Below are 13,416 nucleotides of genomic sequence, written 5' to 3'. Positions count from 1 at the left end.
TTCGAGGTCCGGACATCGATGAAACGATATCAGGCAGCGGCCGGCTACGCCATTCCGCCGTTGATCGAAATGGTCTGTCCGGTGATATAGCCGGCCTGGTCGGAGGCCAGGAACGCGACCAGATCGGCCACCTCTTCCGGCCGTCCGGCCCGCTTCATCGGCACGATCTGCGCGATCTGTTTCGCATCCATCACCGCGCTCACCGCGGGCGACGCGATGACCCCCGGCGCCACCGTGTTCACGGTGATGCCGCGGCTGGCGACCTCGCGCGCCAGCGATTTCACCGCCCCGATCAGCCCCGCCTTGGCGGCGGCGTAATTGACCTGGCCGCGGTTGCCCATCAGCGCGGACACCGACGAGATCGCGATGATCCGGCCCGACCGGGTGGCCATCATCGGCAGCAGCAGCGGCCGGGTGATCGCAAAGAACCCGTCCAGCGACACCGCCAGCACCTGGCGCCATTGCTGCTCGGACATGCCGGCAAGCGGCACATCGTCGTGCGTGCCCGCATTATGAACGATCACGTGCGGTACGCCGGCCGCCAGTACCGGCGCCAGCGCGATCTCGGTGCCGGCGATGTCGGTCAGGTCGCAGCCGAACGCCTCGGCCGAACCGCCCGCGGCCCGGATCCCGGCAACGACTTCGTCCGCCCGGGCCAGGGACGTATTCGCATGGACGATCACGTGCAGCCCGTCGCCGGCGAAGCGCTCGCAGATCGCGTGGCCGAGCGGGCTCGATCCGCCGGTCACCAGCGCGCGCCTCATGATCCGGCCTGCAGGACCACGATCGCGCGGCCGCTGACCAGCGATGCCCCGGTAGCCGACTGCACGTCGAAACCGTAGGCCAGCGCACGTTCGTCGCCGTGCTCGAGAATCGCGGTGACGGTCAGCATGCCGTGGCCGGGATCGTCGAGCCGCCCGGTTGCGAACTGCACCGCGCGGAGCGACGCCAGGTAGCCCGGCCGGCTCGGGGCCTTGCCGCCGCACATCGCACCATGCAGGGCTGCGGCCTGCAGCCCCATCTCGACGCCGCAGATCGTGCCGAGGCGGCCGGCCCGGCGCAGCACGTTGCCGGGATCGAGATGTGCCAGGGTCGTGCAGCGAACCATGCCGGGCGACCACGCCTCGACCCGGTCCAGCAGGCAGCTTGCGCCCCCGTGCGGGATCAGGCTCAGGATGCCGGCGCGGTCGAGCATGGCGTCACGATGATTTCGATACTCTGGTCGAGGCAGGACAGCTCGATCCGGTCGGGACGCTGCGTCGCCAGGCTCTCCAGCAGCCGCAGCGCGCGGGCAGCGGCGTTACCGACATAAAGCGCCTGCAACGCCTCCCGTCTCGGAGCCTCGAGAGCTGGATCGGCAAGATCGGGGCGATAGCGTACGGCGAGCGAGGCGATGCTGCCCGGTTCCTGCTCCGGGGTCAGCACCAGAGCGCAGGCGAAGGCGCTGGTGGTCGGGCGCTTCTCCGCCATCGGCTCGGGCAGCGGCCGGTCATAGACGCACAGCAACACCGACACCTGCTCGACATGCACCTCGGCGGCGGCCTTCAGCAGGGATAACCCCATGGTCGCATCGTGGCAGCCGAGGCAGCTCGCCGGCTGACGGGTGCCGGCGCCGATGGTCCAGTAGCCGGCGGCGGCGTTGTGCACCGAGTTGTGGAACTGCGTCGGCGACACGTCGCGGCCGGGTTCGGCCAGTGCCTGCAGGATGTCGTTGACCACCACGCCGTCGCCGTTCGAGCTGCCGAACACGCTGTGCAGGCTTGCCGGCTCATGCCCGGACATGGCTGTCGCCTCCTGCGCCACGGCAAGCGCCAGCCGAACCACCGGGCTCGTGCGCCGGCGCTCGTTGGCGGCCAGAATCGACGGCGCCGGTGGCATCGTCTCCTCTTCGGTCCAGGGCTGCGCGCCGCGCAGCACCGTCCGCGCCATCTCCCAGCCGGCAAGGCCCGGCCCCCAGACCGACACGCCGGACACGAACACCCGCATCATGCGGCCGGCCCGAAGATCAGGCTGCAGTTGATGCCGCCGAAGCCGAACGAGTTGCTCATGACCCGGTGCACCGGCCCTTCCAGGTTATCGAACAGGACCTTGGACCGGAATGCCGGGTCGACTTGGGACACGCCGAGACAGCCCGGCTTGAAGCCGTGGGTGATGCACAGGGCGGCAATCATCGTTTCCAGGATCCCGGATGCGCCGAGCGTGTGGCCGGTCCAGCCCTTGGTCGACGAGCAGTCCGTGGCAGCCCCGAACAGCTCCGTCACCGCGACATCCTCCATCGCATCGTTGGCGCGCGTGCCGGTGCCGTGCAGGTTGATGTAGTCGATCGCGCCCGGCTCCAGTCCGGCGCGGGCGAGCGCCTGCCGCATCGCCAGGATCGCGCCTTCCCCGCGCGGATGCGGCGACGACATGTGGTGCCCGTCGCTGCTGGCGCCATGGCCGAGCATGCTGGCACGGATCCCGGATTGCGAACCGGCCGGTCTTGCGCCGGATCTCTCCAGCAGTGCGAAACCAGCCGCTTCGCCGATGGAAATGCCGGTGCGGGCCGCGTCGCACGGGCGGCAGGGCGAGGGCGAGATCAGTTCCAGCGCCGCGAAGCCGCGCATCGTCATGCGGCACAGGCTGTCGGCACCGCCGACCACGGCCGCGTCGCACACGCCGGCCTCGATCAGATGGTGTGCGTCGATGAAGCTTTTGGAAGCCGACGCGCAGGCGGTCGATACCACGAAAGCCGGACCACGCAGGTCGAGAACCGCGCGGACGTAGCGCGCCAGCGAGAACAGGTCTTGCGTGTGCTCGTGGTCGAAGCCGGCCGGCAGCCGGCCGGTGTCCGGGTCGCGATCGCGATAGGCATCCTCGCCGGAAAGGATGCCGGACGTGCTGGTGCCGAGCACCACCGCCACGCGATCGGCGCCGTAATGCGCGCGCGCCTCGGCAACGGCCGAGGAAAAGCCATCCGTATTTAGGGCCATGTCCGCGAGCCGGTTGTTGCGGCAGTCGTATTTGGCCAGGGCGGCCGGCAGCGCATGCGCCTCTACGCCATCGACCCGGCCGATATGGCCCTCGGCAATACCGCCGAAATCGGTCGGCCGCAGACCGGAGCGGCGGGTGCGGAGCGCGTCCAGTGTCGCGTCGACGCCGCGACCCATGGCGCTGATCGCGGTTCCGGCGGTGATCTCGAGCGGCTGCATTCAGGCGGGATCCGACCGGGTGCGGGGTGGTGCGGCAAGCAGGAAGCTGAAGCCCATGGCCAGGATCGCCCCGATGGCAACGGTGAAGCCGATATCGTGCAGGATCGGCGTTCGGCAGAACGCCAGCAGGCCGAAGGTCAGCAGCGTCATGGTGTTGCAGGTCACCAGCGTCCGCAAGGTGCGGGCGCGCTCGGCCCGGTCGAGCTGGGGCCGGGCGAAGAACAGCGCGTAGTCGAGCCCGATCCCCGCCACGAACTGCAGCGAGACGATGTGGATCAGCGACAGCCCGACCCCGCTCGCCGACAGCGCCGCCAGGGTGACCAGCAGGGCAGCCGAGACCGCGCCGAGCACCCGGGCCAGCCGGCGCAGGTCGCGCAGTCCGAACGCCAGCGCGGCGAATGCCAGCATCCCGCCATAGGCCAGCCAGTGCCAGGCCCGCCGCGTGTCCGCCAGCACCAGGGCGCTGGCTTCGCGATGCATGTCGAGCAGCATCACGCCCTCCTGTCCGTGCATGGCGCCGGCGAGCGCCGCCGGATCGGCCACTCCGGTCGGCAGGACCAGCCCGACCCAGCCGCCGTCGCGGGCGAACAGCAGCGGCTGCAGCCGGGCGGCCAGCATCGGCGTGTCGAGGCTGGCTTGCATCATCGGCTGCATCGACCGGGAGCGTTCGATGTCGGCCAGGAACGGCGCGAATGCGTCCGGTTGGAACGGCAGCCCCGCCTGTGCCTCGGTCAACCGCGCCCGCAGGCTCGCAGAATCGGGAAGCGCCTGCTGGCGGCGGCGCTGGGTGGCGAGGCTCGGGATGATCCGTGCCGCCAGCTCCGTGCCGCCGATCGCGCCCTTCGCTTGCAGCCGGTCCAGGACCGGGATCAGCGTCTCCTCGCGGACCAGCACGGCGTCGGCGGTCGGGGCACGCACGATCACCACCTGTCCGGCATCCGGCGCACCCAGGTCGGCGCGCAGCTCGGCGTCGAGCATCCGGTCGGCTTTCGGCACCGGGCTCATCGCCGCCAGGTCGGTCTCGCCATGCGGCGGTCTCAGGACCAGAAGGGCGACGGCGCCCGCCACCGGAACGATCGCCCAGGCCCGGCCGCGGCGCAGCGCCTCCACACGGAGCAGCCGGCCCGGATCACCGGGTGGTAGTGGTGCCAGGTCGGCAGCCACGATCAGCCTCGGCAGCAGCCACAGCGTCACCGCGGCCGCCGTGACGATTCCGACCGCCGAGAACAGGCCGAGCTGCGCCAGCCCCGGAAAGCCCGAGAAAATCATCCCGGTCAGGCCGAGCGCTGCAGTGAGCACTGCAAGCCTGAGGGTCGGGCCGATCCGGCGCAACGTGCCGGTCGCGGCCTCGCCCCGGTCGCGATGGCCGATCAGCAGCACCGGATAATCCAGCGTCACCCCCAGCATGGTCATGCCGAACCCGAACGCCACCCCATGCACGAAGCCGAACACCGCCTGCACCACCAGCATCGCCGCACTCAGCGACAGCAGCACCGGGATCGCGATCGTGGCCAGCACCCACGGCGACCGGAATCGCCAGACCAGCACCAGTGCGACCAGCACCGTCGACACGATCGACAGCATCTCGATATCGCCGCGGATCGAATGCGCGGCGGCACGTGCGAACACGGCCGGGCCGGATGCCAGCAGCCTGGCCTGCCCGGGCGATGCCGCCGCGAACGCGGTGCGGATGGTCCGGTCGACCTCGGTCTGTGCCGCGATATCCATCCCGCCGGCGCGGGTTCGCAGCAGGATCATCGCCCGATCGCGGCCGGCTGCGAACCAGACGCCGTTCTCGGTGCGCAGCCGCGTGCCGCTACCCCATGCGCGGACCAGCCCCAGGAATGCCCCGGTCGGATCGGCCAGGCCATAGGCCTGTGCCAGCGGTTCGGCCGAGGATTGCATCTGGTCGAGCAGCGCCGACAGGTCGGCATTCAGGGCAGGTGCGGTGAATGCGCCGGGCACCGCGGCCGGCGAGAGCAGGTAGCGGTTGCGAAACAACAGCGCCTGGTCCGGACCGTCCAGCGCCTGCGTGCCATTGCTGGCCAGGCTGAACAGGCCCGAGCCTTGCAGCGTGCCGGTCACGGCGCTGCTGATCCGGGCGAGCGTGGCCGCCGGCGCGTTCTCGATGCCGACCAGGATCAGGCTCGACGCCGCCCCGCCGTGCAACTCGTCGAGCATGAAGCGCGCGGCCTCGGTGCGGCCTTGCGGCAGGAAGTCCGCCATGTCGGTGCGCAGCGGCACGGCGCGGAACACCAGGATCGCGATCAGCCCTGACAGGGCCAGCATCACCGCGATCGGCCAGGGGCGCCGGCCGGACCCGGCGCTCACGGCACCGGGTCGATGGTCGTCGTCTGTACGTCGCCATTCGGCCGCTCGATGCGGATGGTGCGCAGGCCGTTGTTGGCGCCGTCGAGCATGACGCTGCGCACGAAGCGTGCGAGCTCCGGATGGCTCGGCAGCAGCGTCAGCCGCCACGCCCCGAGATCGCCCTGCGCCTGGATCGTGTAGCTGCGGCGCAGCGTCTCGACGTCGCCGTCGAGCGGCGCACGGATGGTATCGACCAGGGCGCGCAGGGCGGGATGGCTGTCGATGTCGAACGTTCGCGGAGCTGCACTGCCCTCGGTGATGCTGAGCGAGGCGCCGTTGATCACCAGCCGTTCCGGCTTCGGCTCGAGGGTGATCTTTTCGAGATAGGCTGGCTGCGCATACGCCAAAGTGCCGGATGAGCGGAGCACGGTGGTGAGGGCCGCCAGATGCTTCTCCTCGTGGAACGTGGCGTGCCGCGAGGTGACCTGCGCCAGCCGCTGCAGCACGCTGTCGGCAAGATCGTCCGCCAGGGCAGGGGCCGAAGCGCCGGCAAGCAGCAGAGCGACCGCGAACAGGACGTGCCTCATGGTCGCGTACTCGACGGGATCGGCGCCCAGACATCATGGAAATTGAACCAGCTGAACGGATAGGCGCGACACAGCGCCTCGATCCGGCCGGCATAGAGCTGGACCCAGCCCTGCAACGCGGCGTCGCGCCGGCCGCGCGGCAGCACGATCTCGTCGGCGAACGGCTCGAATCCGACCACGTACCGGCGCCGACCGGTGCGCACGCCATGGAACAGCACCACCGGCGCGTGCAGCATCGCCGCGACCAGCAAGGGCCCCGCGGGAAGCAGCGCCGGAGCGCCCAGGAACTCGACCGGGATGGTCTTCTCGCCGCGCGGCGCACGGTCGCCCAGCATGCCGACCAGTTCGCCACGCGCCAGGCTCTCGCCGACCTGCAGCATGGCGCCCGGCGTGCCGATCTCGATCACGCTGTCCAGGAAGCCCGGATCGAGCTGTTCCAGCAGCGCGCTCGCGGCGCCGGCATTGCCCCGGAACATCAGCACCTTCACCGTCATCGGCGAGTGCCGTCCGATGCTGCGCAGAACCTCGAACGAACCGACATGGGCTCCGAGCAGGATGCAGCCGCGGCCCAGCGACAGGGCCTGCGCGAGCACGTCCTTGCCCTCGATGGTGATCCGGTATCGGTCGCTCCGGTCGGACAGCAGGAACACGCGATCGAGGGTGGTGCTGGCGAAACTGTGGAAGTGCCGCGCCACGTCAAAGAGGTTAGGCCGGCGCCCGAGAGCGCGGCCGAGATAGCTGCGCGACGCCGCACGCGCGTCCGATCCGGTGGCCAGGAAATAAGCGGTGATCAACGGCAACAGCGCCTGCCCGACCGGCCAGCCGAATCGCAGCGTCACCCACAGCATCAGGCGGCACAGCGATGGCCCACCGCGTTCCGGGCGCATCCAGCCGGACACGATCGCCTGGCTCACGCCGGCTCACCCAGCAGGAGAACGCCGGTCAGTACCTCGGCCTCCGCGACGCTGCAGCTGAAGCCGAGCCGGTTCGGCACCGTCCGGTCGATCCGCACCATGACGCGCTGGTCCGCCCTGACCGGGTTGAGGAACTTCGCGTTGGCAAGGCCACCGACGACGCGGCCCGTCATCCCGGGATCGGCCGCGACCAGCGCGAACACCTCGTCCAGCAGCACGACGCCCGGAACCAGGGGACGGCCAGGGAAATGTCCAGGCAGGCATGGATGATCGGCGGCGATCACGAACGAGCCGAGCTCGCGGCCGCTCATGATGCCTGGGAGCAAGCCGGTTGTGCCGCCGCCTCGTGCAGCCCGACCAGCGCCTCGCGCGTGATCTTGCCGACTTCGTTGCGGGGCAGGGCGTCCAGCATCACCACGCGACGCGGCAGGAAAGCCGGGTCGATTCGCGACCGCAGCTCGGCGAGCAGGTCGTCCGCCGACCGCGTGGGCGACACCACGAACACCTGCATCCGCCGGGCGAGGCGCAGGCCGGTATCGTCCGGCGCATGGAACACGCCGTCGAGGATCCCCGGGATGCTGTTGAGGATGGCGTTCAGCCCGGCCAGGGAAGCACGCTTGCCACCGAACTTGAGCAGGTCGCCGGGACGACCGAGCAACCGGAAGCCACCGAGATCGGCCCCATCGAGGCCGGTGGTCTCGATCATGTCGCTGATCGGATGCGGCGTGGCCGGCGGCGCCACCACTTCGGTGCGGCCGTCGCTGCCGGGACGGAAGGCAATGCCCGGATAGAGCGTCCAGATGTCGCCGGATACCGTACGCCGGCTGGCGATCGAGCCGATCTCGGTGGCACCGTAGATTTCCTGCACGCGACTGTTCCAGCGTGTCTCTGCCTGCGACGCGAGCTCGACGGCGAGCGGCGCGGTCGCGGAAATGACCATGCGCAGCGGCGACAGCGTGATTCCGCTTTCGACCAGCGCCCGCAGCTGCAGCGGCGTGGTCACCAGGACCCGCGGCGCCGGTGCGGCGGTCAGCGCCTGTCGAATGTCGGCCGGGTAGAACCCATCGACCGACATGCTGGCGACGCCGGTATGCAGCGGCAGCAGGACCGTGGTCTCGAACCCGTACATATGCTGCGGCGGTATGGTCCCCACGATCGTTTCCGGCTGGTCCTCCTGCAGCAGGCCGAACTGCGCGATGGCGGCCCGGCTGCGTTGCACGAGTTCGCCCCAGCGCTTTTCGTGCGCGACCGGGGCGCCGGTGCTGCCGGACGTGAACACGATCGCGACCAAACGATCCAACGGGATTTCTGGATTGTTCTCGTTTCCCGGGAAATCGCAAGGAATTTCGGAGAGCCTGTGGTGCGGAAACCTGCTTTCGAATTCCCCTGTGTCGGTCACGATGATCGCGCCCGGATGCTCGTTCAGCAGCCAGCGCAATCGCTCCGGTGACCGGTCGCTGACCAGCAGGCTGGTCTCATTGCGTAGCAATGCGGCCAGCAGGGCAACGGTAAAACGGCTCCGGTCACGGCAAAGATTGATGACGGGACCAGCCGGAATAGAGACCGCCAGCCGATGCGCTGCCCGCAGCAGGTCATACCCGGTCAAAGGGCCGGCGTGGGTGCGGAACAGCACGGTCTCCGGTCGGGCAACGAGCTTGATGCCGGTCATTGCGGCTCAGCAGGTCCGGCTGGCAGCGATATGCGCGCTGAGGTTTCGAAGAGACGAAAAGATTTCCCCGTTGCGTTCGTCGTCGGACTTCAGTTCGACGCCATAACGGCGGGATATGGCCAGGGACAGCTCCAGCGCGTCGATCGAGTCGAGCCCCAGTCCCTCTCCGAACAGGGGAGCGATGGCGTCGATCTCGTCCGCACCGATCTCAAGCTGCAGCGTCTGTACGGTAAGCTCCGCCAACTCGCGCTCGAATGAACTCTGTCGGTCAGTCGGGAAGGACGTATCCAAGGCTATCTCACGTCTTTGAACCGTCATGAACCTAGCAATTATTCCGGCATTCGGAAAGACATGGTATGCGGTGCGAATTACCGCTTTGCCTTGGAAATGCCTTACGAGGGCTGGATGATTGCGAGCCGACGTTTCGCTGGAGCAACCTGCCTCGTCGCAGCCCCCGCATCAGCCCACCTGGCGATGGCGTTCGGCTACGCGCAGCTAGCAGTCGAGGCGCTGGCCCTGCTGCAGCTGGCCGGCCTCTTTTTCCTGTTCACTGCCTGGTCCGGCTCGACTCAGGCACCGTTCGAACGCTGGGTCCGCACCCGGCTATGGATGCTGCCGGCGATCCTGCTCTGGCTTGCCGTCGCGCAGGCGCCGCCGAGGCTGGTGCTCCTGCTCGACGCAGCGTTGTTCCACGCGGTGATACAGGCGAGCCTGCTGCTGCTGTTCGCACGGTCGATGCGGCCGGACCATGAACCGCTGGCAACGGAAATGGCGCGCCGGATCCACGGCTCCCTGCGCCCGGACATCGTCGCCTACACGTGGTGCGTCACTCTGGCCTGGTGCCTGTTCTTCGCGGCTGAGCTCTGCTTGTCGGTGGGCCTGCTCGGTGCCGGGTTAACCGGATGGCTGCCGATCCGCTGGTGGTGGGTCGTGGTGCCCGATAGCTGCCTGCCTGCCACGATCGTAATCTTCGTCGTCGAATATATAATCAGGCGTTGGTTGATCACCGATTTCGAGCATGTCGGGTTTCGTGTCGCAATCAGTGTATTCCGGAGCCGCGCGGGCGTCTCATGAGACGTGACAACGCTCCGAGCACGAGACGAAGATGCATCCAGGCCAGCAGAAGATTGTCCCTTCCATAATGAAAATGCGAGACCCCGCCCTCATCTGCGCGCAGATAACGTACCGGCGCCGCTAGATTGATGGAGCGTAGGCCGCGCCAGCACAGGCGTACCGCTGCCTCCGGATCGAAATCAAAACGACGCATCCAGCGCGTACCGTCCATGACGGCGACGAGATCGGCGATCGGATAGACGCGAAAGCCGAACAGCGAGTCTTCGATCGAGCAACCGGGAGTCTCGACATTGGCCCACCAGTTGGAAATACGTCGTCCCTGTACCCGCAGCGCCGGCGCATGCTCGTCGAATACCGGGCGTCCCAGGATCATCGCGGCCGGATCGGCACGGGATGCTGCCATGAAGCGGCCGATATGGTTCGCCGGATGCTGCCCGTCGGCATCCATGGTCAGCACGTGGGTGAAGCCGGCGGTCGCCGCCAGCTTCAGCCCGTGCAGGATCGCCGCGCCCTTGCCCCGGTTCTGGTCGAGTGCGAGCACGCGCAGGCCCGGAAGCCGAGCGGCCGCGTCGTCCAGCCCCCGTTCGCTGCCGTCGGTACTGCCGTCGATCACCACCCAGACACTGGACCAGTGAGCCGTGGCCTCGCGAACCGTCTCGATCAGGCGGGCCCCGGTATTGTAGGACGGGATCAGTACCAGGTGGGTCGGTGATGCGGTCACGCCGCCATCTCCAGAAGCGGACTGGCCGGCGTGTCATGGAAAGCCCGTTCGACCGCGAGGGCCAGCCGCCGCATATCGCCCGGCCGGTTACCCGGCGGATCGAAGCGCGCTCCGGCATGCAGGACGATGCGTACGGGCCGTGCCGGCACGCGCAGGAGGGGCTGGTTCTGCCCAAGAAAATCGGGGTCGGTTTCGATCATGACCGCCTGGATCGGCACCTGTGCCTGTCGCGCCAGACACGCGAACCCCGGGTGGAAGCGGCCGGGGCCGCCGGGCGGGCTCCGGGTTCCTTCCGGAAACACCAGGACCGGACGGCCTTCGAGCAGCGCCGTGGCGGCGGTGGCGAGGTGCCGGTTGTCGCCGGCCCGTGGGTAGCCGGACATCCGGATGGCCGCGCCGACCAGCGTGCGGTCCCAGATCGACGCCTTTGTAACGCAGACGAGCCCGGGCACGGACGCGATCATGAACAGCGCGTCGAGCCGCGATGGATGGTTCGCGACCAGCAGCAGTCCGGTGCGCCGGTGCGGGCCGGACAGTTCCGCGAGTGCCGGCAGGTCGCACCGGAGCAGACCGGTCAGCGTCGCCACCCGAAGCACCAGCCGTGCGCCGAACCGAAGCATCCAGCGGCCAACCGAGCCGCGCCGATCCGCCAGCACCTGGTTCAACGCCAGCGCGGCGACGCTGCCCACGACCACCAGGACCGCAGCGACGATCGCGGTGACGGCAAACGCCAGACGAAGATGCCATACTCGCACGTGATGGAGGCCGCTCCACCGCGGACCGGACCTTGCCGGGCTGGTTCCCGAGGCGTGCAGGCGTGTGGTGGGCAGACCTTTGGCAAGCCCGATCGGAATTCGCATGTCGAGCAAACCTTGGTCCAGGCGTATGGGATCGTCCAATCGAGTGTTACCGCAACGACGACCTGCAGGCCGGCGGAGATGTTACCGCGCCATCCGTGCCACGATCGGACCCAGCATCATGACGATGGCGAACGCGCCGATCGTCGCGGCACCGATCCGAGGCACGACACGACCTCGGCCACGACGATGTGCCGCGCCGCCAAGCGTCGCACCGGCCACGCTCCAGCCTGCCGCGACGATGGCGATCAGCACCGCGAATCCCGCCAGGTAGAGTGGCAGGTGGCGGGTTCCGAACGGGATGATTCCGAGCGCGAAGACGATCGCCTTGGGATTGAGCAGCGTGGTGACGAAGATCTGGGTCATCCCGATCGCTTCGGCTGCGGGCGGGCCGGCGTCCCGGTCGGTCAATCGTTGGCCCTGCCGCCACAGCTTGACCGCAAGTCCCAGCAGATAAATGCCGACGGCTCCGCGCAGGACCATCGCCAGCCCGGGGAACTCCGTCATGATCGGCCGCAGCAGCAGGCCCAGCACCATGACCGCGATCAGGTAGCCGGCAACTTCGGCCGGTACCAGCTTCAGCGATCGCCCGATGCCGGCGACGGCTCCACTGGTCGCGACCAGGCTGTTGGTCGGGCCCGGCACGGCAAGCAGCGCCAGGACCGTCGCGGTGAATAAGAACGGATCGGTCATATGACAGGAGAGTCGCCGAAGTGGAACGGCGACCGATAATGCGATCATGACGACTTCGCAAGGAATTACGCGCTGTCTGCCGGGCCATGCGGCCACCGTCCCCCGCGTCTCAAAAAACAGCGGTTCGTTCATCCCGTGCGGGACCGGATGCCCCAACGCAAAAGACCCGCCGGTGGGCGGGTCTTTCGGGTCGTCCGGTCGATCGCGACATCGCTATTTCGGCGTCGTCGCCATCGCGGTGGTGCAGCTCGCAAACTTACCCTTCGCGTCGCGGCACGCCTTCGGCTTGACCGATGGACAGGTCACGAACTTGCCATGCGTGTCGCGACACGGTGCTGCTGACGCCACGCCGCCAAGGGTGAATGCCAAGAGCGTGGCGCCGAGGACGAGTGACTTCATGAGCATTCTCCTGGTTGTCGATCAGCGGCCATTAAAACCACCGAACAGCAGCACGATCACCACGATGATAAGCAGCAACGGGAGCAGGCCCAGCCCGTTGAACCCCGTGCCGCGCGAGCCGCCATACCAGCCCGACCGGAAGCCGTAGCCGCCGCCGCCAAGGGCCAGGACGATCAGAATAATGATGAGGATCGTGATCATCGGTTTCTTCTTCCAAACCTGAACGTGTCGCCAGGCGAACGCTTCATCATCCGGAAAGATGCGCTCCAGGAACCATGTCGGCGCAGGTTCGGGTTACGGTGAGGATGATCGGCCACACCGGCCCGGACGTTGCCATCCGGGCCGACATGATACCGGTCGGCGGGAGGGGTCAGCCCGGCAGTTCGAAGGCGCCGGCGATGGTGAGGCGCACGGCGTCGCCGACCAGCGGCACGTAGGTCTTCACCCCGAACTCGCTCCGCTTGATGGTGCCGGTTGCCTCGAAGCCGACCGTATACTTCTTGTCGAGCGGATTGATGCCGGCGCCGACGAAGTGTGCGGTCAGTGTCTCCGGCCTGGTCACGCCATGCAGCGTCAGGTTGCCGGTGATCTTGGCGCCATCCTTGCCCATCGTGACGACGCTGGTCGAGGTGAAGGTGGCGGTCGGATATTTCGCGGCGTCGAACCAGTCCGCACCCTTCAACTCGGCGTCCAGCTTGCTGCTGGTGGTCGCGACCGACTCGATCGGGATGGTGACGTCGAGCTTCGACGCCGTCGGATTCGATGCGTCCAGGGTGAGCGTGCCGGACACGTTCGAGAACACACCCGAATAATAACTGAAGCCGAGATGCAGCAGGCTGAAACCGACCTGGGTATGGCCCGGCTCCACGCTGTAGGTGCCCGACTTCACGGCGGAGGGCTCATGCGATGCGCTCTGTGCGAATGCCGTTCCCAGCCCGAAGGTGAGTGCCAGGGCGGCGGTCGCAGTAATCAGAGTGGTCTTCATCTGGTCTGTCCGATCGATT

General features: G+C 68.0%; 17 protein-coding genes. 1 reads left to right on the top strand and 16 read right to left on the bottom strand.

Annotated elements, in window-relative coordinates:
* Positions 1–44 precede the first annotated feature (44 nt).
* Genes fabG through HN018_RS15310 form a run of 10 tightly spaced genes read right to left on the bottom strand, consistent with a single transcriptional unit; the run spans position 45 to position 8,986 of the window.
* Entirely contained in the window at positions 45–764 is a 720-nt protein-coding gene (fabG, locus tag HN018_RS15355) for a 3-oxoacyl-ACP reductase FabG (RefSeq protein ID WP_171833236.1), read from the bottom strand.
* Positions 761–1,195, bottom strand: coding sequence for a phosphotransferase (locus HN018_RS15350; protein ID WP_171833237.1), 435 nt, complete (start codon positions 1,193–1,195; stop codon positions 761–763). The genes fabG and HN018_RS15350 overlap by 4 nt, the downstream gene beginning before the upstream one ends.
* Complete coding sequence (locus HN018_RS15345; RefSeq protein WP_171833238.1) at positions 1,171–1,989, bottom strand: beta-ketoacyl synthase chain length factor; 819 nt, start codon at positions 1,987–1,989, stop codon at positions 1,171–1,173. The genes HN018_RS15350 and HN018_RS15345 overlap by 25 nt, the downstream gene beginning before the upstream one ends.
* The gene (locus HN018_RS15340; RefSeq protein ID WP_171833239.1) at positions 1,986–3,188 is read right to left on the bottom strand and encodes a beta-ketoacyl-[acyl-carrier-protein] synthase family protein; all 1,203 of its coding nucleotides are present in this window, start codon (positions 3,186–3,188) and stop codon (positions 1,986–1,988) included. The genes HN018_RS15345 and HN018_RS15340 overlap by 4 nt, the downstream gene beginning before the upstream one ends.
* Positions 3,189–5,519 (bottom strand): MMPL family transporter, encoded by a 2,331-nt coding sequence (locus HN018_RS15335; protein ID WP_239478722.1) that lies wholly within the window; start codon positions 5,517–5,519, stop codon positions 3,189–3,191.
* On the bottom strand, positions 5,516–6,085 hold the full coding sequence (locus tag HN018_RS15330; protein ID WP_171833240.1) for a LolA-related protein: 570 nt from the start codon (positions 6,083–6,085) through the stop codon (positions 5,516–5,518). The genes HN018_RS15335 and HN018_RS15330 overlap by 4 nt, the downstream gene beginning before the upstream one ends.
* Positions 6,082–6,999, bottom strand: coding sequence for an LpxL/LpxP family acyltransferase (locus tag HN018_RS15325; protein ID WP_171833241.1), 918 nt, complete (start codon positions 6,997–6,999; stop codon positions 6,082–6,084). Before HN018_RS15325 ends, HN018_RS15330 begins: the two co-directional genes overlap by 4 nt.
* Positions 6,996–7,310 carry a hypothetical protein gene (locus HN018_RS15320; protein ID WP_171833242.1) on the bottom strand — a complete coding sequence of 105 codons (315 nt, stop codon included), beginning with the start codon at positions 7,308–7,310 and terminating at the stop codon, positions 6,996–6,998. Before HN018_RS15320 ends, HN018_RS15325 begins: the two co-directional genes overlap by 4 nt.
* Positions 7,307–8,668 carry an AMP-binding protein gene (locus HN018_RS15315; RefSeq protein WP_171833243.1) on the bottom strand — a complete coding sequence of 454 codons (1,362 nt, stop codon included), beginning with the start codon at positions 8,666–8,668 and terminating at the stop codon, positions 7,307–7,309. The genes HN018_RS15320 and HN018_RS15315 overlap by 4 nt, the downstream gene beginning before the upstream one ends.
* Positions 8,669–8,674: 6 nt before the next feature.
* Positions 8,675–8,986 (bottom strand): phosphopantetheine-binding protein, encoded by a 312-nt coding sequence (locus tag HN018_RS15310; RefSeq protein ID WP_171833244.1) that lies wholly within the window; start codon positions 8,984–8,986, stop codon positions 8,675–8,677.
* An 87-nt stretch (positions 8,987–9,073) separates the two neighbouring features.
* Between HN018_RS15310 and HN018_RS15305 the strand changes: the two genes are divergently transcribed.
* Positions 9,074–9,742, top strand: coding sequence for a COG4648 family protein (locus tag HN018_RS15305; RefSeq protein ID WP_171833245.1), 669 nt, complete (start codon positions 9,074–9,076; stop codon positions 9,740–9,742).
* Here the strand turns inward: HN018_RS15305 and HN018_RS15300 are convergent.
* From HN018_RS15300 to HN018_RS15275, 6 genes are all read right to left on the bottom strand, one after another.
* The gene (locus HN018_RS15300) at positions 9,708–10,463 is read right to left on the bottom strand and encodes a glycosyltransferase family 2 protein (protein ID WP_171833246.1); all 756 of its coding nucleotides are present in this window, start codon (positions 10,461–10,463) and stop codon (positions 9,708–9,710) included. The two genes, HN018_RS15305 and HN018_RS15300, sit on opposite strands and share 35 nt — an antisense overlap.
* On the bottom strand, positions 10,460–11,323 hold the full coding sequence (locus tag HN018_RS15295) for a lysophospholipid acyltransferase family protein (RefSeq protein ID WP_171833247.1): 864 nt from the start codon (positions 11,321–11,323) through the stop codon (positions 10,460–10,462). Before HN018_RS15295 ends, HN018_RS15300 begins: the two co-directional genes overlap by 4 nt.
* 81 nt (positions 11,324–11,404) lie before the next feature.
* Complete coding sequence (locus HN018_RS15290; protein ID WP_171833248.1) at positions 11,405–12,013, bottom strand: LysE family translocator; 609 nt, start codon at positions 12,011–12,013, stop codon at positions 11,405–11,407.
* Between the two features lie 213 nt (positions 12,014–12,226).
* Positions 12,227–12,412, bottom strand: coding sequence for a hypothetical protein (locus tag HN018_RS15285; RefSeq protein WP_171833249.1), 186 nt, complete (start codon positions 12,410–12,412; stop codon positions 12,227–12,229).
* 21 nt (positions 12,413–12,433) lie between these two features.
* Complete coding sequence (locus HN018_RS15280; protein ID WP_171833250.1) at positions 12,434–12,613, bottom strand: hypothetical protein; 180 nt, start codon at positions 12,611–12,613, stop codon at positions 12,434–12,436.
* Between the two features lie 169 nt (positions 12,614–12,782).
* The gene (locus HN018_RS15275; protein WP_171833251.1) at positions 12,783–13,397 is read right to left on the bottom strand and encodes a YceI family protein; all 615 of its coding nucleotides are present in this window, start codon (positions 13,395–13,397) and stop codon (positions 12,783–12,785) included.
* Between the last annotated feature and the right edge of the window lie 19 nt (positions 13,398–13,416).

Origin of the sequence: Lichenicola cladoniae, assembly GCF_013201075.1 — a bacterium.
Taxonomy (GTDB): Bacteria; Pseudomonadota; Alphaproteobacteria; order Acetobacterales; family Acetobacteraceae; genus Lichenicola; species Lichenicola cladoniae.
Note: the sequence above shows the minus strand (reverse complement) of the source record. Positions and strands in the feature narration are given on the sequence as shown.

Bases quoted from the DNA above. Each gene is read 5' to 3' on its own strand.
- HN018_RS15310 (WP_171833244.1), bottom strand. From the start codon at position 8,986: ATGACGGTTCAAAGACGTGAGATAGCCTTGGATACGTCCTTCCCGACT.
- HN018_RS15305 (WP_171833245.1), top strand. From the start codon at position 9,074: ATGATTGCGAGCCGACGTTTCGCTGGAGCAACCTGCCTCGTCGCAGCC.
- HN018_RS15345 (WP_171833238.1), bottom strand. From the start codon at position 1,989: ATGATGCGGGTGTTCGTGTCCGGCGTGTCGGTCTGGGGGCCGGGCCTT.
- HN018_RS15295 (WP_171833247.1), bottom strand. From the start codon at position 11,323: ATGCGAATTCCGATCGGGCTTGCCAAAGGTCTGCCCACCACACGCCTG.
- HN018_RS15280 (WP_171833250.1), bottom strand. From the start codon at position 12,613: ATGATCACGATCCTCATCATTATTCTGATCGTCCTGGCCCTTGGCGGC.
- HN018_RS15330 (WP_171833240.1), bottom strand. From the start codon at position 6,085: ATGAGGCACGTCCTGTTCGCGGTCGCTCTGCTGCTTGCCGGCGCTTCG.
- HN018_RS15285 (WP_171833249.1), bottom strand. From the start codon at position 12,412: ATGAAGTCACTCGTCCTCGGCGCCACGCTCTTGGCATTCACCCTTGGC.
- HN018_RS15320 (WP_171833242.1), bottom strand. From the start codon at position 7,310: ATGAGCGGCCGCGAGCTCGGCTCGTTCGTGATCGCCGCCGATCATCCA.
- HN018_RS15350 (WP_171833237.1), bottom strand. From the start codon at position 1,195: ATGCTCGACCGCGCCGGCATCCTGAGCCTGATCCCGCACGGGGGCGCA.
- HN018_RS15275 (WP_171833251.1), bottom strand. From the start codon at position 13,397: ATGAAGACCACTCTGATTACTGCGACCGCCGCCCTGGCACTCACCTTC.
- HN018_RS15340 (WP_171833239.1), bottom strand. From the start codon at position 3,188: ATGCAGCCGCTCGAGATCACCGCCGGAACCGCGATCAGCGCCATGGGT.
- HN018_RS15315 (WP_171833243.1), bottom strand. From the start codon at position 8,668: ATGACCGGCATCAAGCTCGTTGCCCGACCGGAGACCGTGCTGTTCCGC.
- HN018_RS15290 (WP_171833248.1), bottom strand. From the start codon at position 12,013: ATGACCGATCCGTTCTTATTCACCGCGACGGTCCTGGCGCTGCTTGCC.
- fabG (WP_171833236.1), bottom strand. From the start codon at position 764: ATGAGGCGCGCGCTGGTGACCGGCGGATCGAGCCCGCTCGGCCACGCG.